The sequence below is a fragment of the Oceanobacillus sp. Castelsardo genome (assembly GCF_001659985.1).
Taxonomy (GTDB): Bacteria; Bacillota; Bacilli; order Bacillales; family Amphibacillaceae; genus Oceanobacillus.
Genome location: NZ_LYCS01000001.1, coordinates 11,487 through 34,823, shown reverse-complemented (window position 1 = coordinate 34,823; position 23,337 = coordinate 11,487). Strand labels below are relative to the sequence as shown.

The following is a 23,337-nucleotide window of genomic DNA, read 5'->3' as shown; positions in this document are numbered from 1 at the left end:
ACCATCCCTATCGAATTAACATTGTAAGATTACTAGCAACAACGATAATAACGATTGCTAAAAAAAACATAATAGATATCGCTAACAGACAAGCAAGGACAAATAGAATATAATTACTTATTGTATTTAAAGTGGTGATAACAGGCCCATCTCCTATTGGTTGTAATACTGCTGCAGCTATTTTATAAATAATAGCAATGGCAGCAACCTTTAAAGCAGGAAATAATACAATAAATAGTACGATAATTAGTCCGACAATCCCCACCGCATTTTTCAATAGTAAAGAGGCACTTAAGATTGTGTCTGTTGCATCAGTAAATGTTCTACCTACGACAGGGATGAAATTACCAGTTACAAATTTTGCGGTCTTCATCGCAACACCATCTTGTATCGCACTCGCTGTCCCTTGTACAGATATAACCCCTAAAAAGATGGTTAGGAATATACCCAATACTCCCATACTGACTGTCTTAAATAAATTGGCTAAATGACTAACTTTATAATTTTCACTTATATTACTTACAATGGTAAGGATTGCTGATAAAAATAATAAAGGTAAAATAAAAGTAGATACTAATATACCGCTAACATTAATTAGAAAAATAATAATTGGATGGAAGAAAGATACTGAAACTATATTGCCGAATGTTGCCATTAATCCTAAGATTAGGGGCAGTAATCCAATCATAAAACTACTCATCATACCGATAGCATTTTCTACATAAGATACAGCCACATAAAAACTATTTAACACTAAAAAGATTAGAACAATATATACTACAAAATATGCTATTTTACTTACAGCTGAACTTTCAAAGGCTGTATGCATCGTTTGCAATAATATAGAAAATAAAGTAAGTAATAACAATGTACCAAGTAATTTTCCGTTTAATATAATTTCATGAAACAGATATTTAATTAAACCTAATAAAACTGATTTAATTGAAAATGAATCTTGATTTTTTATAAATTCATAAACGGTTGTTTTTTCTAGTTCCGGCACATATGTACCATATTCTTGAATTAATTGATCCCAATAATTTTGAACACCATCTAAAGAAATTTCATTTAATAAAGCATCCGAAACATCCATTTTTTCCGTTTCGGCATAAACAGATGCTTGTCCAATGAAGAGAAAAATAGTAGTGAATAGAATTGCAACATATATTTTAAATTTCATTCATCATATAATCCCCCTTCTAAGAAACTTAGCATTCGCAAGGCTTAAGCAATGCCTTAGTTACATTTTTGCAAATCTATATGGTGGGGTGGCCAAAGTTTCTATAATAATTTATACAGATGGTAAGAAGTTCAAAATAGCTTCTACGACTGCTGTAATGATTGGAACTGCAAGTAGAATAATAAAAACTTTCCCTGCTAGTTCAATGTTTTTAGCTACGGCACTTAGTCCCGCTTCCTTCGTTAAATTAGCTCCAAGTTCCGCGATGTATGCAATACCGATAATTTTTAAGATTGTTTCCATATACAAACCATCGATATTCGCATTTCTACCTAGGTTTTGGATCAATTCAAATATAATTAATATTTGTTGAATGATAGCAAAAAAGATGATGATACCAGTTATCAAAATAATAAAAAATGCGAAAGAACTATTTGTGTCTTTTAGAATGAGATATAGTATACTCGCAACAACCCCGAGAAGCACAACTTGTAAAATATCCATGATTACATGCTCCTAGAAAAGAAATACCGATTTTATTTGGTTAAATAAATCAGATAGTCCATTAATCACAATGACAAGAACAATGATAAATCCTATTAACGTTGCAAACTGTGCTATTTCCTCTTTTCCCATTTGTTTTAAGATGGTATGTATCAGTGCAACTATGATTCCAATTCCTGCTATTTGAAATAAGATTTGTGCATCTGTAAACATGGATTGACTCCTTTCCGTTAAAAAGGTTGTTCAAAAAGTCCGGTAAAAATGACACTTCGAATTTCTTCGTTGGCTTGCTTTTCCGTTCCTCACGTATTAACTGCATACGCTCCGGTACTCAAAGCTTCGCCGCCTCGAACTTCTCGGGCTTTTTTATCCTCCTTTTTGAACGCGCACTTAAATCAGCAATAATACAATAAATAAACCTGCTAAAAATCCTAAACTTTTGGCCATTTTACTGTATTTGTATTGCTCCTCTCTTGCATCCTCAAGCTCTCGTTCTAAATGGGATAGTGTTAATTGAATATGCTTTTGTTGTTGATAAAAATCATGCTGCCCTATTGTTCTGCCAAATTGGTATAAAATTTCTCTTTCATTACCAGCTAGACTGGAATTTCTGATTAGTACATCCACTTTTTCTTTCCAAATTATATAGAAATCAATATTTTTATCTTGTAAACTCAGACCAATCTCTTCAAAAAATGATCTTGTAGGTTCCGGTATTTGTTTGGATATATTTATAAAGGCCTCTCTGAGTGGTAATTGGCTATAAACAATTTCTGCTTCTAAAATTTGTAATGCATTTTTTATTTGTCTTATTTGTTTCGGCCGATTGGATAGTCGGTTACTCCAATCAAATCCCAGCCATGTTGTTGTAATGATTAATAAAAGGGCGCCAATCCAATTCATGTGATAACAAACCTCGTTTTCTGTAAAATTTCCTTTTCATTCTGGTCATAAACCTTCTTCAAAACAGATGGTTGTCTCGATTTTTCTAAAAAAAGAATTCTTTCAAAAACCTTATGTTGAAATAAAATTTCAAGGGAAGGTCGTTTTTTTAATTCCATTAGACTATGGCCATGTATCGTACAAATAACTGTTACCCCTGTATTAATTGCTTCCATCAACGCATTAATATCGTCTGCACTACCAATTTCATCTACTACTAATACATCAGGTGACATGGAACGAATCATCATCATCATACCTTCCGCTTTTGGACATGCATCCATTACGTCCGTTCTAATCCCGAGATTAAGTTGTGGAATACCATTAATAGCCGCAGCAATTTCTGACCTTTCATCAACTACACCAACTTTTTGTGCTGGAACTTTTCCCCACCCCGATGAAATTATCCTGGTAGTATCCCGAATGAGTGTTGTCTTACCAGTTTGTGGTGCACCAACAATTAATGTGTTTAAATATTTTTCTTTAAAAATATATGGAATAATGGCGTTAGCAACTCCGATTTTTTGTTTCGCTATTCGAATATTAAAAAAAGTGATGTATTGTAGCGCCTTTACAGAACCACCGATCGTGTTAACTCTTCCTGCTATTCCTACCCGATGGCCTCCCTCTATCGTGATATACCCTTCTCGTAGTTCATCTGTCATACGATATAATGAAAATTCACTAAGCTGGTTAACAATATATACACCGTCGTTCTTATTTGGTTTTACATGAGAAACCCACTCTATTTGCCTATCAAAAATAAATTCAATTGGCTGAAACAATCGTATTCGAATTTCTTGAAGAAAGTCCCAACGATTTCCAATTTTCGTCTGAATAGCTTGTCTCATCTCACTTGGAAATAATCGTAAAATTTCTTCCATTATGGACCCTCTCTTTTTTTGTAGTTATATAGTAAAATGTATGTTCACATCGTTGAATTATGACTCTATAAAAAAAAGCCTTAGCATTTGCTAAGACTTTTTAAAAAATATATTAATGGTTTGCTCTAGAAACATATTTTCCATCAGAAGTATTAATAACTAAGATATCTCCTTTATTTACAAAGAATGGTACTTGAACGACTAGGCCTGTTTCTACAGTTGCAGGTTTGGAACCACCACTAGCTGTATCACCTTTAATACCTGGCTCTGTTTCAACCACTTCCAGTTCCACGTTATTAGGTAAATCAACACCTAAGATTTCGCCTTCATAGCTTATTACGTTCACTTCCATATTTTCCTTTATAAACTTCAATTGATATTCAATTTGTTCTGAAGGAATTTCTATTTGTTCATACGTATTTGTATTCATAAAAGCATGTGTATTACCACTTGCATAAAGATACTGCATTTTATTGTTATCAATATGTGCTGTATCTACCTTTTCACCGCCACGAAATGTTTTTTCCTGAATGTTTCCATTTCTTAAATTACGTAATTTTGAACGGACAAAAGCTGCACCTTTCCCCGGCTTAACATGTTGAAATTCGATAACCTGTAAAATGTCTCCATCCACTTTAATTGTTAATCCTGTTTTGAATTCGTTTACTGAAATCATTATGTTTTCCTCCGTCTCAAATACTAAAGTTGAATTAATTGCTTAGGTGCAAAGGTCAAACGTTCATTCCCGGTTTCTGTAATGACTATATCGTCTTCAATTCGACACCCTCCGATATTAGCGATATAAATACCCGGCTCTACCGTTACTACCATTCCAGGCTCAAGAACTTTGTCAGAACGCTTGGATAATGTTGGACCTTCATGTACTTCAAGGCCAATACCATGGCCTGTAGAATGACCAAAATATTGACCATAGCCTTTTCCTTCGATATAATTTCTAGTTAAATCGTCTGCTTCTTTTCCAGTCATGCCAGGTTTCGTTCCCTTTACCCCTTTTAAGTTAGCTTCTAAAACAGTATGGTATATATCATCTAGTTGGTCCGAGATTTCACCAACAGCTACTGTTCTCGTAATGTCTGAACAGTAACCCTCATAAATGGCACCATAATCTAATGTTACCAATTCTCCGGATTGAATTTCTTTATTTGAAGCTACTCCATGGGGAAGAGCAGAACGATAACCTGAAGCTACAATGGTATCGAAACTCGAAGCTGTAGCACCTTGTTTTCTCATGAAGAATTCTAGTTCATTCGATATATCAATTTCTTTCACACCGGGCTTAATGTAACTTTGTATGTGTGCAAAAGCATCATCGACAATTTTAGCTGCTTTCCTTAAAATTTCTAATTCATCCGTTGTTTTTATTAAACGAATTTCCTCGATGATTCCACTTACTGGTACAAGCTCCACTTCTAAGGTCTTACTATATAATGCATATTCTCCAAAAGTTACATGATCTCTTTCAAAGCCAAGCCTACTTATATTCATTTCTTTTAATTGAGTTTTTATTTCTTGTTCAATTGGCGTTTTATGTTCAATAATTTGAAACTCTTTTGCTTGTTCATTCGCTTGTTCTGTGTATCTAAAATCTGTAATAAATCGAGAATCATTTTCAGAAATGATTGCAACACCTGCCGTACCCGTGAAGCCCGTTATATATCGTCTATTATAAGGACTGGTTACAAGTATTCCATCTAATTTATTTTGATTTAATGCTTCTCTCAATTTAGATAACTTTTCCATGCCCCCACCCTTTCCTAATGAAAATCATCTTTCATGAGAATTTTGTTAAAATTTAACTATTCTTTAGTTTATCATAAAAATATTCATTTGAATAACCATTTAATAATAAAAACAACTTGAAAACGATAAGAGGTTTTTTCTAAGTACGTTTCAAGAGGAGAATAAAAAGGTCCGAGTCAGATAAGTACGCAAAGTCCTTTTACAACTCCGATACTAGCATGACCTGTTCTTCGGCAGCTTGAGGCGGCGGAACTTTGACGTTCTTGCGCTCAGGTAGAAGAACGTATAAAGAAACTTTGGAGAATATCCCTGTCTTGAAATGTCATTATCACCGGCCTTTTTGAACAACCTCTATAATTGTTCTACTTGAGTATCGTGATAATCATAAGAAATAGAATATCCGATAAATGTACCATACAAGATAAATAAACATAAAGATGTTACAATAGAATTAGATTGCAATTCAACTAAATTAGGAATATTAGCATATATGGGCTGTAATAAATAAAAAACAATTCCCCATAGGATTATTCCATAAACTACACTAATCCACATAGTTTGCACCTTTTTTAAAATGCCATAGTAAATCATAGCCGTGACAATGGATAAAAGTCCTATTATAATAACGGAAACAAGATCACCTAACCAACTGTCAGTCCAATCCGTTTTCAACCAGGATCTTAACACAAATGATTTTGGTGAGACTTCCACAAAATTAAAATAATATAAAAATACAGCAATCGTACTCCATAGAATACCTCCAACAAAACCAGTTAACAAAGATCTTCCCAAGATTGACATCGTATTCTCCGGTTTATTTTGTTCTAATTGCTTATTATCGCTCATATGAATCACCTCACAAGTATTATTACCAAATACGTAAAAACCAATCATACAGATTGTTGTAAATAACTAGTTATCTTCTTCAGTATTTAGTAAAATGAAATTAAACATAGTTGTAGTCGTGCATACAATAGAATAAACAAGATTTTTTATAACTTGTTATTTTATAATGAATATTTTTAAGAAAAACAGGGAAAAATTAGGTATAGAATATGATTTGGTCAAAGTTTACATATCCTGGAATTATAGGAACAATTTTCATCTATGGCATTACATTTACTTCCAGAATATATAATAAACTCAAATAAAGAAGGAGGAGATTCTGATGGTTCGGAATAAATGGTCAATACTGTTTTATGTAATTATTGGTTTAGGCGTTATTGGCTTATTTTCTCAACTCTTTACACAACCTGGTAAGTTTTTAATGAGTATTTTAACAACTATTTTCTTTGGGTTAGTTATATTTGCAGTGATTTATTTCGTTTTTCTTAGAAAAAAGGCTCCTTCTAATGAAATGAAGAAATATAAAAAAGCTGTTCGCCAATCAAAAGCAAAATACAATAATGACAATGCAAGAGCGACTCAAGCTGCAAAACTAGCTTCTAAAAAGCAACCAAATCCGATAAAGAAAAACCGGAGTAAACGTTCAGCTGGGCACCTGAAAGTTATTGATGGAAATAAAGCAAAAAGAAAAGACCATGCTTCCTTCTAGGAGCCCGGTCTTTTCTTTTTGTGGTAAAAAATTATAGGAGGTTAGCTTATCAAATCTTATCCTTAGGGAAGGCCACGCCGGCAATTAGCGAATGGTTGTTGACGATTTTGTTCCTATTTAGGCCAATACTTTAAAAATTCATCCGTATAAGTTTTACCGATATCGAATAATTCTTGTTTGCCTTTTTTATCGAGATGGAAATTTACCGTATCTACACCTACTACCGGTATAAAAATAATATTATTTTTATCCGACTTTGATATATACCTAGCATCATGCGCTTGTTTCATTGTAGCAAATAGTGCTGTAAACATATCAAATGCATTCGTAATCTTTCGTGGGGTATTTTCCTTTTCAATGGAACCTGTAAACTTTACTCCTAGTACTGGTCTTGTGTCCCTTTTCTCTTCCCCGTCACTAAATAACCACATAGGAAAATTACTTAATAATCCTCCATCCACAATGATACTTTTCTTTTCTGTTTTTCCTGGCATTTTCTTTGGCATAAAAAAATAAGGAAATCCAGCACTCATCCTTACAGCTGTTGAAATCGGAAAATGTTTAGGATGTAGTCCATAAACACGTTCTAAATCATCAGGAATAATAACTAACTTACCTAAGGACAAATCACTGACAACAACTTTAAGATACCCTTCTTTAATATCATTAAATGTATATATTTTTTTTTCGGCAAGTGTTCGATATAACCAATCTTCTAACTTGTTTCCTTTGTTGATTCCTAATTGGAAATATAAAAACAACCATTTACTTATTGGAATGAATTTCGTTAGAGCGGGGGGATCTAAAAACTTTTTTAGATCAAGCTCTTGGGTTAAATGAATGATTTCATCTGTTTTGTAATCTGAGGCGATAAGAGATGCAACAATTGCTCCCGCAGATGTCCCAGCAACTCGTTCTAAATGAAACTTACTTTCCTCTAGGCTTTTTAATACGCCCGCAAATGCAAAAGCCTTTACTCCACCACCAGAAAAAACAGCATCAATTTTCATCCGTTCGCTCCTTATGATTGTTATTCTATACACGGAAATTCTTAAGGATGCATGTAAACCTTATGCTACTTATATTCTTAATCTAGAGTAAAAACTTTTAGAACTATATTTATAATTAATCTTGATTATTTTCTGTTTCATCTTGCACTTTTCTAAGTTCCTTCACTCTATCTTCATCTGACTTAAAATAACGGACAAGATCACCTATACGATCAATGGAATTCCAACTTAAATGATGTTCAATACCTTCCACATCGTTATAAATATTTTCTTTCTCTACTCCAATTATTTCGAGAAATACTTCTAGGAGTTCGTGTCGGTATACTAAGCGCTCACCAATCTTTTTTCCTTTTGAAGTAAGTATAAACCCGCGATACTTCTCATAATCTAAATAGTCATCTTTGTCCAATTTCTGTACCATTTTTGTTACAGATGAAGGGTGAACAGATAACTTCTCTGCAATATCAGAAACACGAGCAAACCCTTTTTTTTCAAGTAGATTATAAATAATCTCTATGTAATCTTCCATACTAGGAGTTGGCATTCTATTACCTCGCTTCTTTTTTAGTTCAGGCAAAATTGTTTACTATAATCAAGAATACATGAAAGAAATATGTTAAACAAGCTTTTTACCATCTGTGTAGAAGTTTTAAATTCTACCTCACATATATCTTATCATAGAAAAGGGATTAGCTTATGAGCTAATCCCTTTTACTAATCCTATAGCCCACATTTTAATTGTGCACCACAGCTAGTACAAGTATTACATCCGCCTATATCTTCAACAGTTCCTTCACGACATACTGGACAAGTATTTCCTATCTCTGAGCCAATTGTAACGCTCGTTTTTTCCAATTCTGGAACTGTGTCAACAAGTACAACTTTAGGTTTCTTGTCTTCTTCAAATAATTCTGTTTGTTCGAATGTATTTTCTTCCGCTTTTAAGGTTAGTACTTGGCTATCACGGCTTCCATCTACATATACCGTACCGCCTTTCGCACCGCCTTTATACAATCTTTCATATACACTTTCTACTTGTTCAACAGAATATCCTTTTGGAGCATTCACTGTTTTAGAAATCGAGCTATCTACCCAACGTTGAATAACGCATTGTGTATCAGCATGATCTTCAGGTGCTAAATCCATCGCAGTTACAAACCATTCTGGTAGTTCATTTGAGTCTACTTCAGGATGCTGATCTAAATATTCTTGTACAATATCTGCTTTTACTTCAATGAATTTACCTAAACGTCCACTTCTGAAGTAAGAGAAGGAGTAGTACGGTTCAAGTCCTGTTGAGACCCCGACCATGGTTCCAGTGCTGCCAGTTGGTGCAACAGTTAGTAAATGTGAATTACGAATTCCATATTTTAAGATGTCATCAAGAATATCCTTAGGCATTCTCTTCATATAACCTGTATTGATAAACGCTTGACGTAATTGTTTTGTTTCTTCTTCGGTTTTACCTACTAAAAATGGAAAACTTCCCTTTTCTTTAGCTAATTCAATAGAAGTTCTATAAGCTGTTAAAGCAATGGTTTCAAAGACTTTATCAACCAATTTATTTCCTTCCTCTGATCCATAGGCAGATTCACAATAAATTAATAAATCATGAAGTCCCATCACACCTAAACCAATTCGTCGTTCACCTAATGCTTGTTCTTCATTTTCTTTTAAGAAATATGGGGTTGCGTCAATTACATTATCTTGCATGCGCACCCCAGTTTTAACTGTTTGCTCTAGTTTTTCAAAGTTTACTGTCTTCGAATCTTTATTAGCCATCTCCGCAAGGTTTACTGCAGCTAAATTACAAACAGAAAATGGTGCAAGTGGTTGCTCACCACACGGATTTGTTGCAACTACTTGTTGTCCATAACTTTTCGCATTTGTCATTTCGTTAGCATTGTCAATAAAGAAAATACCTGGTTCTGCTGAATACGTTGCACAGACATTAATCAAATTCCACAATTCTTTTGCTTTAATGTGACGGTATATACGAATTCCATAACCCATTTCTTCCCATTGACGAACATCGCCAACTTCATGCCATTTTTCATTATAAGCCTTCATTTCTTCTTCCGTGTAATTCTCAACATCTGGGAAACGAAGCTCATAATAATCATCATTTTCAACAGCATCCATAAATTCTTTTGTTATACAAACAGAAATATTTGCTCCCGTTAAAAATTCAGGGTTATGAACAGCATATGTACCACCTGTTCTTAATTTATCTTCCGCCTCACGGAATACCGCATCCGTAAAACCACCTTGACCAGGAATGTTTTTATAGTTAAGAATCCCTTGATAAAGGTCTTCTTCTGTCTCAGTCATTGGAGTAAATTTCAATTTTTCTTCTGCTAATTTTCTAATTTGTTCATCTTCTGTATTTTCAATTAAAAACCTAAGAATTCTTGGGTTTTGCATTTTTGAAATAATAAATTCAATGATATCAGGATGAGAATCGACTAACATTATCATTTGTGCCCCTCTACGGGATCCACCTTGTTCTACCAAATGGGTTAGTTTCGCAATATCATCTAACCAAGAAACGGAACCAGAAGATTTCCCATTTACTCCTCTTGCTAGCGCATTTCTCGGTCTTAAAGTAGAACCGTTTGTTCCTACTCCCCCACCTCTACTCATGATCTCCATTACTTTTTTTCGGTGGTCCGATATACCTTCACGAGAATCCTTTACATATGGCATAACATAACAGTTAAAGTATGTTACCTCTGTTTCAGAACCAGCACCATATAATACTCTACCAGCCGGGATGAAATTCAAACTAGAAAGTTCCTCATAATAGTTTTGGAACCATTCTGTCTGCTTATCTTTTGATGTTTCGACAGAGGATAAACCAGTCGCATTTCTCATGGCAATTTGTTCATAATAAACTTCTAAAGGCTTATCAATCGTATCTAATGAACGTACGACAATTCCTGTTTCGATTTCATTTTCATTATCTAAAACAGAAACATAATCTGGTTCAACCTTTACTTCAGCTGTTTTGCTTTTCCAATCAATGGACTCGATAAAACCTAGGCCTCTAGCCGGGAACTTAGGGTCCGCTTTGACCGTTAACACAACAAAGTCCCCTACCTTTAATGTTTTCTTCGTTGTATCTTTATAAGAATAACGGTCTAACATTACTAAGCGGGAAACACCTTTGTGAGTTAGTTTCATATCATTTGTTATTGGATGTACAGCACTAAACTGTTCTATGTCTTTGTTAAGCGATTCGATGTTTATTCGATTCTTTCCCTCGACAAAAATAGTCATTGAATCTTCTCCCTTGAAAAAAATATACTACCAAAAAGGTAATTTTTTATGATACTATAACAATACCATCGAAATGAAATTAAAACAATATATTGTGCCTAATTTAAAAGTTATAACAACATATTGTATACCGATGTGTAAATATCATTTTTGTCAACTTAGAAAATCTATGAATTTTGTTAAATAATGGAGAAAAATAATAGAATTGGAAGAAAAAGTCACAGGAATAAACTTTTTTCCCATTTGCTTTTATACCTTTTTATATTCTATTTAAACTCCTCATTCGTCATTTTTAATAGGATTACAAGTAGTCATCATATAAAAAACTTTAAAAAATAGCAAATTAAACATATAATAAATATTATACATTCGAGAAAAAACGGGGGAAAAAAATGAAAATCTTAATTATTGCTTTATTAGTTATTCTTGCATTTGGAATTTTTCGCTATTACAGACAACGAGCTTACCTAAAAAACTTAACAGAGGATGAATTTGTTAAGGGGTATCGTAAGGCTCAACTAATAGATGTACGTGAACCTCAAGAATTTGATCGTGGTCATATTCTTGGAGCAAGAAATATTCCAGTCACACAATTGAAACAACGGTTAATTGAATTAAGAAAAGATAAACCTGTTTATCTTTATTGTCAAAGTGGTTCAAGATCTGCTCGAGCTGCACAAATCCTCCACAAAAAAGGCTATGAGGATATTTCCCAGCTAAAAGGTGGATTTAAAAAATGGACCGGAAAAATAAAAAGTAAATAGTGAATTTAAACTTTCAAATGTATAAAAAAGAAGAGGACCAAGGTATAACACTAATACCTTTGGTCCTCTTCGCTTGTTCATATTAACCATGATCATATTTCTAAATCGGATTTCCTTGCCGCTGCAGTTTCATCCATTCGTTTCACTACTGTATGATCCTCATATTTTAAAAAATATTGGTTATACTAAAATATATGTAAAAACGATGCTTACTATACTTTGAAAAGTATAGTAATAATTCCATAATAAATTCACTTAATAAAAGGAGTATCTTATGGATTCTATTCAAGTTAACAAAGATACAGCATTTATAACCGAATTAGAATCAATAGTTGAGAATGATGGACCATATTCTAGCTGGGATCTTTTTTCTATGGCGTACCACGCTGAGCTTACTACTATCACTCCTAAATTTAAAGGATTACGAGCTTTTGAATATCTACCTCATATAAAGTTTTTGGACCATCAGGTTGATGCGGCAGAGCAAGTAATTGAAACAATGAACGGAAGAGCTATTTTAGCAGATGAAGTAGGTCTCGGAAAGACAATTGAAGCTGGACTTATTTTAAAAGAATACATGATTCGTGGATTAGTAAAGAATGCACTTATTCTAGTACCTGCTTCTTTAGTCAGTCAATGGGTCAGAGAATTAAATGAAAAATTTTATATTCCAGCTGTAGCACATCGAAAAAATTATAGTTGGGACCAGAATATTATTATATCTTCCCTTGATACAGCGAAACGGTCCCCTCATAGAGAAAGTATTTTAGATATTGAATACGATTTTATTCTAATTGATGAGGCGCATAAACTTAAAAATCATAAAACAAAAAACTATGAATTTGTACGGTCATTAAAAAAGAAATATTGTCTACTGTTGACAGCAACCCCTGTTCAAAATCAATTAATAGAAATTTTTAACTTAATCTCAATTTTAAAGCCCGGTCATTTAGGTAATTATGATTCATTCTTGGAGAATTATGGGAAAGACCGGAGTAAAATCAAACAAGATGCTTATTTGAAACAACTCATTCAAAAAGTAATGATTCGCAACACAAGACAAAATACAACACTAAATAACACAAAAAGAAATATTCAAACCGTTTGGATTGATTTTAAACCAGAAGAAAAAGAAGTGTATGACGATCTAGAGTCTGCTTCTGCTGGGTTTTCAAGTTTCTCTAAGATTACTTTTCTACGAGAAATTTGCTCATCGAGAGAAGCTTGTTATCTTTCCTTAAAAAAATTACATGAAGAAAATCCAAACCCTTACATCGAACAAGTTAATTCAAAAATTGAAAAGCTTCCACACCATTCAAAAGCAGAAAAATTAGTAGAACTAATTAAGCAATTCGGTGATGAGAAGGTTATTGTTTTCACAGAATACCGGGCTAGCCAATTATATCTTCAATGGATTTTGAAACAACATGGAATTACATCGGTTCCCTTCCGAGGTGGGTTTAAACGCGGGAAAAAGGATTGGATGAAACAATTATTCCAAAATCACGCCCAAGTGTTAATTGCTACAGAAGCTGGTGGAGAAGGTATTAACTTGCAATTTTGTAATCACCTAATTAATTATGATTTGCCTTGGAATCCTATGCGCTTGGAACAACGAATTGGACGTATTCATCGTTACGGCCAAGAAAAAGATGTTCAAATTTATAATTTTGCTACTAAAGGAACCATTGAAGAACATATTATGACATTACTTTATGAAAAAATTAATTTATTTGAGCAGGTAATTGGAAACCTTGATGCCATTTTAGAGGAACTAAATATTTCAAATATGGAATCAGAAATAGAATCTATATATAGCGAATCATCAACTGTTGGTGAAGTAAAAATTAAATTAGATAACCTAACAAGTATCATTAAAAGCTCAATGGAACAATCACAAGAGGAGCAAAATTATGGCTATAACTAATTTAAATCAGTTTTTACAAGATTACTTTGTTTCCCATCGCTGCCAAATACTCGAAAACAATGATGGGATTTTAAAAATCCGATTAACAGAAGAAATGGATCGAGCATTAATGAATCGCCCTTTCTATTGGCATTATATTAAAAAAATCGGACAACAAGGTGAACCGATGAACCTCACGTTAATTACCAATCCGAAAAAAAAGGATGAAAAAGGGGAATGGATTCACTTTGGTAGTCCAAGGTTACAACAAATTATTCATCATCTTAAAGAAAATGAACGATTTACAAAGCTTTTTCAAAAAGTTGAAACGAACCAAAACACTCCCTTATACCCTTGGTTAGTAGTAAATTTAAAACAGAGTTACAAAGGAAAGCAAAAAAAGGATGAAATAATTTCTATTGGTTTACAGCTTGTAAATGGAAATATGCGATTGGAAATGATGGATTATCTAAAGAATTTACCTTTACAAATGGCTATTTCCGATTACTGTTACACCATATCACCAATAATCAAATTACAAAGTGGCTTTAAAAGGATAGAAGCTGTCATTTCGACATACATCGAAAACCAAACACATGAATGGGCCGTAGAATCCATACATGAATTAGATGAAGAAATCAAAACGTTACAACACTTTTATGAAGGAAGAACAGAAGAGTTAGAACAAATGGAGAAGGAAATGGAAGAAATTAAAGTTAGATATCATCCAATAATTTCTCAAGAAGTCATTAACGGTGGAATCTTTTATTTAACTGAATAAGGCAGATAGCTAAGTACATGCTATTCTGCCTTCTTTCTTAATGATTTAATCGCAAATGGTAGTACACCAAACCAATGATTGGAAAAACCGGAACCCATATTTTTACGTTCAGATTTTCGCTTTTGCCTCTCTTCAGCTGGTAAATCTAAATAAGAAACAACTTGTTCTGTTACAAATTTCAGATAATCATTTCCTTTCAATGATTTCACCTCATTTCCTTCTATAAGTAGATTGAACTCATCAGTTAAAACTTATTCAAAAAATTTTATAAATATTTATTAGAAAAAAGAAGGAGTTTAACAAATAATGTCGAAACATAGTAATTAACAAGAAAATAAAAGGAGATGAGAATAAATTGAGTTCTGCTTTAACACTTTCGAGAAACATATTAGCAGCAGCAATTGAGCAAAATGCTTCCGATATTCATTTTTACCCGTTTAATACGGAAACCGATATTTTTTTCCGCGTTAATGGAAAAAGAATCTTCTATAAAAAAATTTCCACGAATCAATACCAACTACTTCTGACTTATTATAAATTTAGTTCCGGAATGGATATTGGCGAAACAAGAAAACCCCAAAATGGAACTATCCAACATCACGAAAATTCCATGATTTATTCCCTTCGATTTTCAACACTTCCCATCCATCAGTTGGAAAGCTTAGCTGTTCGAGTACTCCCACAAAAAGAAAACCATACCCTAAACGAGCTTTTTTTATTCCCTAATCAATATAAACAAATTAAAAAATGGATAAAGCATCGCTCGGGCATTATTCTTATCACAGGTCCGACTGGAAGCGGAAAATCGACAACCTTATATTCTTTAGTCCGCTCACTTCTTCAGGAAGACTCTTATCAAACCATCTCATTAGAAGATCCCATCGAGAAAGAAATACAAGATATCATTCAAGTTCAAATCAACGAAAAAGCCGGAATTACCTATCAAACTGGCCTAAAAGCAGCACTTAGGCATGATCCAGATATTCTTATGATTGGTGAAATCCGTGATAAATATACCGCAAAATTTGCTTTTGAAGCTGCTTTAACTGGTCATCTTGTTATGAGCACACTACATGCTAAAAATTCATTCGGCACTATTCATCGTTTAAGGGATTTGGATATTAAAGAAATAGACTTGCAACACACTCTTATTGCTGTGGCTTCTATCCAATTAGTTCCAATACAAATAAATAAAAAAGTCACAAGACGTGCTGCAATTTTAGAAATATTAGACGGGAAACTTCTTGACTATGTACTAAAAGGAGGTGATATAAATAAGGTTAAAAACTATCATTCATTTCAACATTTAAGAAAGAAGGCATATGCATATGGATTTATCTCTAAAGAAACTTTATTTGAATCACAGGTTGAGACCTAATAATGAACTACAGCTTAGATTTCTTAAACGATTGTCACGCTTACTAAAAAATGGTTATCCCATCTTAACAGCATTGGAAAAAATAAAATGGGATAGACATCTCTCTAGTTACGCTACTGAAATCATTTATTCACTTAAAAACGGAGAAACGATTGACCAAGCTTTCGAAAAAGTTCACTTCCATCCGACAATTACATCTTATTTATTTTTTGTAAAAGCAAACAATGATTTGGAAGGTAACTTAGAAAAAGCGATAGAAATGTTTCAGCAGCGTATTAAAAACACAAAAAAGTTTAAACAAATTATTAGGTATCCGTTAATTTTAATCTTTATCTTTTCTACATTGCTTTATTTTATTAAGGAATCTGTATTACCGACATTCGTTGAAATTTTTGATAGTGAACACCATTCCAACTCATCTATCTATTATTCTGTGATGTTAATCGATTTTGTCACATCCTTCATTACTATTTCTGTTTTCGTGTTTATTTTTTGTTATATTATATGGTATTTTATTCAGCAAAAACTAAGCATACAAAAACAGGTAAATATTTATTTAAGAATTCCATTATATAGGTACTACATGAAGATGCAAACCTCCTATTTTTTTGCTTCTCATTTCTCTTCCCTTCTAAAAACCGGCATGTCTTTTAAAGAAATACTTCAACATATGGCGGATCAACCGAAGCTTCCTATTATATCTTATTATTCCACCTTAATATCGAATGAATTAAGTCAAGGTATTCATTTAAGTTATGTTTTGTCACAATTGCATTTATTAGACAAAAATCTAATCTCTATTTTTCAACAAGATACGGATATGGATGCATTGGAAATGGATCTTTCTGTATATGCCGAATTATTAATGGAAGATATAGAAGCAAAAACATTAAAAATCTTAACATGGGTACAACCTATCTTTTTAATCATTATTGGAGGGTTAATCATATTTATTTATATTTCATTAATGTGGCCAATGTTCCAATTAATAAAAACTGTTTAAGGAGTGTTTTTAAATGTTCAATAATAATCGCGGTTTCACGCTAGTAGAAATGCTAATCGTTTTGTTGATTATTTCGGTACTAATCATTCTTATCGTTCCAAATCTCGGTGGAAGAAGTGCAGAGGTAAACGAAAAAGGGTGTGATGCTTTAAAATCACTAGTGCAAGCACAAGCAGATGCGTACTACCTTGAAAATAATAATCATGCTACTAGTATCAATGATTTAAAAAGTAATGGATATATTACGAATGATCAAACCAAATGTCCAAACGGAAAAAGCCTGATTTTAGATGAAAATAATAATGTTAAAATTGGTAGTTGATAAAAAAATATGATAAAGAACGGATTTACGTTAATCGAACTACTTTTCGTATTAGCAATAGTTTCCATTATTATTCTCATTAGTCCTACTTTAAAAGGAGCTAGCCTAAAAAATATTCAAGATCAACAATTTTTAACAGTTCTTCAATCGGATGTTTTATATTTACAAAACCTTTCCACTACTACGGAAGATAATGTTCGTATTACATTTTCTAATAATAGCTATACCTTAAAGAAAGGAGAAGCGGATATATTAAATCGATATTATCCTGATGGAATAACAGTTAATACAAGAGAAAATAACAATATTAAATTTAAAGTATCAGGAACGATTGTAAATAGAAAAACTATAGTGATAAAAACAAATCAATCTACTTATCATTTAGTTTTTCCACTAGGAAAAGGGAGAATGAATATTGTCGAAGTTTAATGGATTTACATTAATTGAAATTTTAATCGCAACAGGTATTTTTATGATTATAGTGATGGTATTTGTACCAATCATTACCCAAATAAAAAAAGAAGAAACCGTTCTTAGCGAACGGCGATCCATCGCATATGAATTACATGATGAATTACAGCCCTTTATTTGGACCAACAAGTCAGTACCAGATTCTTTTTCCAAAAAAAATAATAATGGCAAAACAATTCGCTATACCTTCAAAGAAAAAAATAAGTTCATTAAAGGATGTGCACACTGGGAGAATGCAAGAAAAACGAATGAAACGTTTTGTTTGGAAGGACTGGCTAAAAAATGAAAAAGGATTCTCATTTATTACGATGATCTTTGCACTCACAATAATAAGCATGACATTACCAATAGTTGCTTACTTGCTTCAAACAACGAGCCATTTATCATCGAATTATAACGAACTTTCAACTCAACAGTTTTTTCAGTTCATTAGAGACGAAATAATCAATGCTAACGATATTAAAATAGAAGGAAATAAACTTAAACTAACTCAACTTGATTCAGAAATTATCATTGAACAATATGGCGCTCTTATCCGTAGGCAGGTTGACAGGAAAGGACATGAAATATTGTTACAAGATATTGACCAATTTTCTATAGAATCAAATCCTTATGGAATTCGAATAAAGATAAGAAATACGCTAGGAGATACTTATGAAAAGGTTATTGTCTTTTACCAAATACCAAAATGGGTTTATGCTACCTTATGTACTATTTGTGATAAGCATAGTTTTCATACTGATTACATCTAGTATTCTACTTTATCGAAACGATATATATCTCACTGACCATTATTTAGAACATATTCGTGTAGAAACATTATTTCAGATGAGTCAAATGAAATTCAATCAGGAAATATTATCGAATGATTCTCCTATCCCCCCAACGGTTCAATATGATTTTCCCGATGGAAAGGTAATTATCCACATAACGACGGAGTCCGATAACCTATATGATTTTGTATACATTATTACAACGAAAGAATTAAACTTCAAATACACCTTTTCTTATACTGTCAATATAGTAACTACTCAAACATAATGGATTATTTCCTATTTATGTATAATTTATTACATTTTATTTAGTTTACCCATCCATAGTAATATTTTTACTATAATAATAGTATATAACAATTGTGAGGTGTTTAACATGAATCAAACACTAAAAGTAACAAGTATACTAAGTGATCCAACCCGATTTAATATTTATCAATATTTACTGGAAAAGCATAAGGAAGTTAATGTCGCGGAAATTGCTAGTGAATTTGATATTCATCCCAATGTAGCCAGATTACACCTTTCAAAACTAGAAGATATCCAATTACTTACATCCTATTCAAAGAAAACCGGAAAAGGTGGAAGACCAAGTCGTGTTTATTTCTTATCAGATAAAGTTATTGAATTAAATTTCCCTTACCGTGATTATAAGCTCCTGTCCTCTATTCTTATCGATTCTTTAGCAGAAATGGGAGATATCGGAAGAAAAACCTTATATACTATCGGTGAAAAATACGGAAAGAAAATTATGGATGGTTTCCATGCAAATAATCTCTCTACAGGTCAAAAATTGAACATTCTTGGAGAAGCTTCCACTATGATGGGCCTTTATTCCAATTTCTTTTACAACGAAGAAAAGCATACGATAAAATTTCAGGTAAATAATTGTCCCTTTAAAGAATTAGCAGCGAAAAATCAACATTTGATTTGTGATATGCATTACGCCTTTATTAAAGGAATGTTAGAAGTATTATTTACCGAGGTCGAGTTGGTAGAGGATAAAAATATGTTTGCGCATAGTTGTGATAGTTGTTCCTATACAGCAAATTTAATTGCTAATCATTAGCAGATTCATTTACAAGATGGAAATTCTTGTTTATAATATGGTATGATAACGTTATCTAAAAAAGGGGGGAACTCGCATGGATCGTATGTTCCGTGTCCTTGCCTTTTGGACAGGTATATTCACAGTCATGTTCTATGTTGGTGATATGGTTGGAACGGCGCTATTATTCCTAGTTCAAACGGTGTTTTTCCTTACATTGAGTTATTTAAGATTGTCTGAAAGAATGTATATGTACCTATTCGGAGCGTATTGTACAGTGTTTATGGTAGGCTTTACGTGGTATTCCGAATTTATACTAGTACCAGGGTTCGGACACTAGAATGCGCCATAAAAATCCTACACTTTATTTGTGTAGGATTTTTATTGTCCATTTATCACGTCTTAACTGACTGTAAGACCCCACTTCAAGAAATCGAGTTAAACCAAAAAATCTAAGTCGGGGACAACAGCCAGTAGCGCCCTGATAGGTTCAACTAACATAACATTCAGTGGGAATGGAAGGCCGACTAAAATCGACGTCCTGTCACAACGTCGGAACTAGCTCGTCCTGTGCGTCGCCCCCCACTAAATAACTTTCACTTTATAGACGATATGAAACAAAGGGATTATTGTTCTTTTCGAATAAAATAGAAGTTTTTGGTCCATGACCAGGATAGACAATAAAATCGTCAGGTAAGCTATAAAATTTATTTTGAATAGATTGGATGAGTTGAGACATATCCCCTCCTCTAAGATCAGTTCGTCCAACACCGCCATAAAATAACACATCTCCACCGAAAATCCATTGTTCCTTTTCAAATACAAAGATTACACTTCCTGGTGAATGCCCCGGTGTATGCTTTATATCAAATGTAAATGATGATATAGTTAAAGACCCTTCAGATAAGGTATGTTCCGGTTTTTTTGTTTTAATCTCATTTCCTACAAATTTAAATGAACCATTTAATCTAGAGTCTAGTAACCACTCACTCTCATTTTCATGTAAGTACACCCCAATATCATAGTGGTTTCTTAAATCTTCCACCGCACCAATATGATCAAAATGTGCATGGGTTAATAGGATTGCTTTAGGTGTTGTATTTTTTTCTTTTAACTTTTCTATTATTTTATTTGCCTCCCCACCAGGATCAATGATTAGTGCTTCCTTCGCATTGATAATAATATAACAATTCGTTCCCAATGGTCCTAGAGACAACGTTAAAACTTCCATGATATACCTCCAAAATAATTTTTATATAAATGTAAAACATGTATATACCTCGACAAATTCCATATATTACTATAGAATGAATATGTATATTTAATTACATAATAATATAAATGTATTTCCCAAATCAAAGGTTTTCTATTCGGGAGAATTAGCAAAAGGGGGTATTTTAATTAATGTCACACATTGTATTTGGAATAATATGTCTTCTCGTTGCTTTATTAGCGGTAATCTCAGTGGTACGTCAACTGAAATATAAGAATGCGTTTGCGCTAATTTTTTCCGCTCTTACTGCTTTAGTATTTGGTTTCTTTTCTATCGCAACGATTATTTCCGAAATAGCCGGATAAGACCAAAGGCGCTGAAGCCAAAATTGGCCTGATAAAGCTTAAATTTTTATACCGCATTACCTATGTAAAAAGCTGCTTATTTATAAGCAGCTTTTTTCTTACTCCTATTTTCGAAACTTATTCAAAATCGTAGAATCGTAGAAGATCGCCATAAATTAGGTCATCTGAATGTTGTAATTCTGTTTCGACATTATCTCTGATTTCGTTACAACTACTTAGTAATTCTATATCACTATTCGTATCTTCTTCTACTATCTCACCTGTTTCCCGATTATAACAAGCACCAGCAGTAGAAATAAATTCATCACTTATAAAATCACCGTTCCGTAAAGCAATGTAACCCTTCCTATTTTTTGAAAATAAGTCATTTCCGAAATAAATATCATTTTCCACATTTATGCCTAGAAGACTTAGAATCGTTGGTTTTACGTCAATTTGTCCAGAGACAGTTGATATTGTTTTTCCATTTCCATCCCCTGGAATATGGATAATAAATGGAACTCTTTGTAATTGAACTTGATCGTACGGAGTTATTTCTTCTTTATTTAAATACATACTCATCGCTTTATTATGGTTTGCACTTATTCCTATATGATCACCCATAATGACTATTATTGATTCTTCATAAAGATCAGTAGACTTCAGTAGAGTGAAAAATTCCTCAATAGCTTCATCCATATACCTAACGGCCGGAAAATAGTTATTAAGTGTATTTGAATTGGAATTATAAGGTTCAATCGAACGATCCTCTTCACCTAGTTCAAAAGGAAAATGATTTGTTAAAGTAATCAATTTAGCATAAAAAGGTTTATCCATTGATTCTAAATATTTAATGGACTGTTCAAAGAATGGTTTATCCTTTAAACCCCAGCCTACTGAATTTTCCGGATTGATTTCATAAGCATCTTCGTCATAAAAATGATCAAATTCTAAACTATCGTACATTTGAAATCTGTTCCAAAAGCTTCCATTATTCGCGTGCAATACGGCTGAAGTATAACCTTCTTTTTTAATAATTTCTGGTGTTGCATGGTATTCGTTCCCACCATGGGTAAAAAATACAGCACCTCTAGATAAAGGATACATGGAATTTTCTATTAAGAATTCCGAATCAGAAGTATTCCCTTGCCCGGTCTGCTCATAAAAGTTTTCAAAATAATACGTATCTTCTTCTTCTATTAAACTATTTAGAAACGGCGTTACTTCTTCTCCGTTCAGCTCATTTTTTATAACAAAAGACTGCAGTGATTCTGCATTAATCCAAATGACATTTTTTCCTTCTGCTGCACCAAACATATTTGAATTCTCATTCACTTTCACATTTTCATCTATAAAGGACTCAATATCATTTAACTCATTACCATCAGCGAAAACTCTCTGAGATTCTGCTTTGGAATGCTGCACAATATCGTAAATATGGTAGTTAAACAACCCAATATTTTTAACTAAATATTCACGGTCAAAACCTCGGGTAAATAGTTGTGGTCTTTCCATTTCTGCGAGAAGAAAATTTCCTGCTAATAATAGCATGGACACAGATAGTGCAAATACCTTCCATCTTTTTGCATAGGAGACTTTAACGAACTCTTCTTTTCGTTTGCTCCACACCCAAATGAATACTGTGTCAATAAATAATAAGATATCGTATGGTTTTATTAATGTTAAAATACTAGAGCCTAAATCGGCCATATTACTTCCCATAAATAATTGCGGAATTGTTATAAAATCCGTGAATTGTCGATAGAATACAAGATTTGCAAAAACAATAAAAGAAGCTACAAAAGCTGCATATCGAATGTATTTCATTTGTCTTGATGGCTTATTAAACCATACAGCAATAGCAAACATTACAAATGCAGAAACAAACGGATTGATTAATAATATAAATTCCTGCATTGAATTGTCGAGCTCAATATTAAACATAAACCTGTAAACAATATATGTTTTAATTCCAAACAATAAACTAGCAATTACATATAATGGTATTTTCGGTCTTTTCCCAATCAAACTATTACCTCCTAGACCATTCCACATTAAATGCGTCATTTTTGATTAGAGTTGTTCAAAAAAGTCCAGTAAAAATGACATTGCGCATTTCCGACTCAATCCTTTTACCTCCATTTTTGAACACGCACTTATACGAATACTCCTATATTATATGACGATAAAAATAAAAAAAGGTTTCAGTTATTTTACAA

General features: G+C 32.8%; 27 protein-coding genes. 13 read left to right on the top strand and 14 right to left on the bottom strand.

The genetic code is table 11. From position 1 onward, the window contains the following. Nucleotides 1-7 precede the first annotated feature (7 nt). The 8 genes from spoIIIAE to A9178_RS00165 form a co-directional block, all read right to left on the bottom strand. Nucleotides 8-1,180 carry a stage III sporulation protein AE gene (gene spoIIIAE / locus A9178_RS00200; RefSeq protein WP_068671912.1) on the bottom strand — a complete coding sequence of 391 codons (1,173 nt, stop codon included), beginning with the start codon at nt 1,178-1,180 and terminating at the stop codon, nt 8-10. A 111-nt stretch (nt 1,181-1,291) separates the two neighbouring features. Next, nucleotides 1,292-1,684, bottom strand: coding sequence for a stage III sporulation protein AD (spoIIIAD, locus tag A9178_RS00195; protein ID WP_068671911.1), 393 nt, complete (start codon nt 1,682-1,684; stop codon nt 1,292-1,294). A 12-nt stretch (nt 1,685-1,696) separates the two neighbouring features. Further along, nucleotides 1,697-1,897, bottom strand: coding sequence for a stage III sporulation protein AC (gene spoIIIAC / locus A9178_RS00190; RefSeq protein WP_068671910.1), 201 nt, complete (start codon nt 1,895-1,897; stop codon nt 1,697-1,699). A 177-nt stretch (nt 1,898-2,074) separates the two neighbouring features. Beyond that, nucleotides 2,075-2,587, bottom strand: coding sequence for a stage III sporulation protein SpoIIIAB (gene spoIIIAB / locus A9178_RS00185; protein ID WP_068671909.1), 513 nt, complete (start codon nt 2,585-2,587; stop codon nt 2,075-2,077). After that, entirely contained in the window at nt 2,584-3,510 is a 927-nt protein-coding gene (spoIIIAA, locus tag A9178_RS00180; RefSeq protein WP_068671908.1) for a stage III sporulation protein AA, read from the bottom strand. Before spoIIIAA ends, spoIIIAB begins: the two co-directional genes overlap by 4 nt. 112 nt (nt 3,511-3,622) lie before the next feature. Further along, nucleotides 3,623-4,186, bottom strand: a complete 564-nt coding sequence (efp, locus tag A9178_RS00175) for an elongation factor P (RefSeq protein ID WP_068671907.1) — start codon at nt 4,184-4,186, stop codon at nt 3,623-3,625. Between the two features lie 23 nt (nt 4,187-4,209). Continuing rightward, a complete protein-coding gene (locus tag A9178_RS00170) occupies nt 4,210-5,271 on the bottom strand; it encodes a M24 family metallopeptidase (protein WP_068671906.1) in 1,062 nt (353 codons plus the stop codon). Nucleotides 5,272-5,622: 351 nt separating this feature from the next. Next, nucleotides 5,623-6,117: a YqhR family membrane protein gene (locus tag A9178_RS00165; protein ID WP_068671905.1), complete on the bottom strand. Its 495-nt coding sequence runs from the start codon at nt 6,115-6,117 to the stop codon at nt 5,623-5,625. Between the two features lie 322 nt (nt 6,118-6,439). Here A9178_RS00165 and A9178_RS00160 point away from each other — a divergent pair, with 322 nt between their 5' ends. Beyond that, entirely contained in the window at nt 6,440-6,826 is a 387-nt protein-coding gene (locus A9178_RS00160; RefSeq protein ID WP_068671904.1) for an SA1362 family protein, read from the top strand. A gap of 113 nt (nt 6,827-6,939) precedes the next feature. Here the strand turns inward: A9178_RS00160 and A9178_RS00155 are convergent, their stop codons facing one another. The 3 genes from A9178_RS00155 to A9178_RS00145 all read right to left on the bottom strand — a co-directional run bounded on the left by A9178_RS00155 (nt 6,940) and on the right by A9178_RS00145 (nt 11,115). Further along, complete coding sequence (locus A9178_RS00155) at nt 6,940-7,836, bottom strand: patatin-like phospholipase family protein (protein WP_068671903.1); 897 nt, start codon at nt 7,834-7,836, stop codon at nt 6,940-6,942. A gap of 115 nt (nt 7,837-7,951) precedes the next feature. Next, nucleotides 7,952-8,380 carry a transcriptional regulator MntR gene (gene mntR, locus A9178_RS00150; protein WP_068671902.1) on the bottom strand — a complete coding sequence of 143 codons (429 nt, stop codon included), beginning with the start codon at nt 8,378-8,380 and terminating at the stop codon, nt 7,952-7,954. A gap of 176 nt (nt 8,381-8,556) precedes the next feature. Beyond that, nucleotides 8,557-11,115, bottom strand: coding sequence for a vitamin B12-dependent ribonucleotide reductase (locus A9178_RS00145; protein ID WP_068671901.1), 2,559 nt, complete (start codon nt 11,113-11,115; stop codon nt 8,557-8,559). A gap of 392 nt (nt 11,116-11,507) precedes the next feature. On the opposite strand from A9178_RS00145, the gene A9178_RS00140 reads away from it, so the two are divergent. From A9178_RS00140 to A9178_RS00130, 3 genes are all read left to right on the top strand, one after another. Beyond that, nucleotides 11,508-11,879 (top strand): rhodanese-like domain-containing protein, encoded by a 372-nt coding sequence (locus A9178_RS00140; RefSeq protein ID WP_068671900.1) that lies wholly within the window; start codon nt 11,508-11,510, stop codon nt 11,877-11,879. Nucleotides 11,880-12,153: 274 nt separating this feature from the next. Further along, nucleotides 12,154-13,806, top strand: a complete 1,653-nt coding sequence (locus A9178_RS00135) for a DEAD/DEAH box helicase (RefSeq protein ID WP_068671899.1) — start codon at nt 12,154-12,156, stop codon at nt 13,804-13,806. Next, complete coding sequence (locus A9178_RS00130; RefSeq protein ID WP_068671898.1) at nt 13,793-14,566, top strand: YqhG family protein; 774 nt, start codon at nt 13,793-13,795, stop codon at nt 14,564-14,566. Before A9178_RS00135 ends, A9178_RS00130 begins: the two co-directional genes overlap by 14 nt. A 20-nt stretch (nt 14,567-14,586) precedes the next feature. On the opposite strand, the gene A9178_RS00125 is transcribed toward A9178_RS00130, so the two are convergent. Continuing rightward, the gene (locus A9178_RS00125; RefSeq protein ID WP_369801925.1) at nt 14,587-14,775 is read right to left on the bottom strand and encodes a YqzE family protein; all 189 of its coding nucleotides are present in this window, start codon (nt 14,773-14,775) and stop codon (nt 14,587-14,589) included. 146 nt (nt 14,776-14,921) lie between these two features. Here A9178_RS00125 and comGA point away from each other — a divergent pair, with 146 nt between their 5' ends. From comGA to A9178_RS00085, 8 genes are all read left to right on the top strand, one after another. After that, the gene (comGA, locus tag A9178_RS00120) at nt 14,922-15,944 is read left to right on the top strand and encodes a competence type IV pilus ATPase ComGA (RefSeq protein WP_068671896.1); all 1,023 of its coding nucleotides are present in this window, start codon (nt 14,922-14,924) and stop codon (nt 15,942-15,944) included. Further along, a complete protein-coding gene (comGB, locus tag A9178_RS00115) occupies nt 15,895-16,947 on the top strand; it encodes a competence type IV pilus assembly protein ComGB (RefSeq protein ID WP_068671895.1) in 1,053 nt (350 codons plus the stop codon). The genes comGA and comGB overlap by 50 nt, the downstream gene beginning before the upstream one ends. Before the next feature lie 13 nt (nt 16,948-16,960). Continuing rightward, nucleotides 16,961-17,269: a competence type IV pilus major pilin ComGC gene (gene comGC / locus A9178_RS00110; RefSeq protein WP_068671894.1), complete on the top strand. Its 309-nt coding sequence runs from the start codon at nt 16,961-16,963 to the stop codon at nt 17,267-17,269. A gap of 9 nt (nt 17,270-17,278) precedes the next feature. Beyond that, complete coding sequence (gene comGD / locus A9178_RS00105) at nt 17,279-17,698, top strand: competence type IV pilus minor pilin ComGD (protein WP_068671893.1); 420 nt, start codon at nt 17,279-17,281, stop codon at nt 17,696-17,698. Continuing rightward, nucleotides 17,685-18,026 carry a type II secretion system protein gene (locus tag A9178_RS00100; protein ID WP_068671892.1) on the top strand — a complete coding sequence of 114 codons (342 nt, stop codon included), beginning with the start codon at nt 17,685-17,687 and terminating at the stop codon, nt 18,024-18,026. The genes comGD and A9178_RS00100 overlap by 14 nt, the downstream gene beginning before the upstream one ends. Further along, complete coding sequence (comGF, locus tag A9178_RS00095) at nt 17,989-18,492, top strand: competence type IV pilus minor pilin ComGF (RefSeq protein WP_068671891.1); 504 nt, start codon at nt 17,989-17,991, stop codon at nt 18,490-18,492. Before A9178_RS00100 ends, comGF begins: the two co-directional genes overlap by 38 nt. A gap of 397 nt (nt 18,493-18,889) precedes the next feature. After that, on the top strand, nt 18,890-19,582 hold the full coding sequence (locus A9178_RS00090; RefSeq protein WP_068671890.1) for a helix-turn-helix transcriptional regulator: 693 nt from the start codon (nt 18,890-18,892) through the stop codon (nt 19,580-19,582). A 76-nt stretch (nt 19,583-19,658) separates the two neighbouring features. Further along, nucleotides 19,659-19,901, top strand: a complete 243-nt coding sequence (locus A9178_RS00085) for a DUF2626 domain-containing protein (protein ID WP_068671889.1) — start codon at nt 19,659-19,661, stop codon at nt 19,899-19,901. 261 nt (nt 19,902-20,162) lie between these two features. On the opposite strand, the gene A9178_RS00080 is transcribed toward A9178_RS00085, so the two are convergent. After that, on the bottom strand, nt 20,163-20,792 hold the full coding sequence (locus tag A9178_RS00080; protein WP_068671888.1) for an MBL fold metallo-hydrolase: 630 nt from the start codon (nt 20,790-20,792) through the stop codon (nt 20,163-20,165). A gap of 173 nt (nt 20,793-20,965) precedes the next feature. Between A9178_RS00080 and A9178_RS00075 the strand changes: the two genes are divergently transcribed. After that, nucleotides 20,966-21,139 carry a DUF2759 family protein gene (locus tag A9178_RS00075; protein WP_068671887.1) on the top strand — a complete coding sequence of 58 codons (174 nt, stop codon included), beginning with the start codon at nt 20,966-20,968 and terminating at the stop codon, nt 21,137-21,139. Nucleotides 21,140-21,256: 117 nt separating this feature from the next. Here A9178_RS00075 and A9178_RS00070 read toward each other — a convergent pair whose 3' ends face one another. Further along, entirely contained in the window at nt 21,257-23,146 is a 1,890-nt protein-coding gene (locus A9178_RS00070; protein WP_231889766.1) for an LTA synthase family protein, read from the bottom strand. Nucleotides 23,147-23,337: the final 191 nt, after the last annotated feature.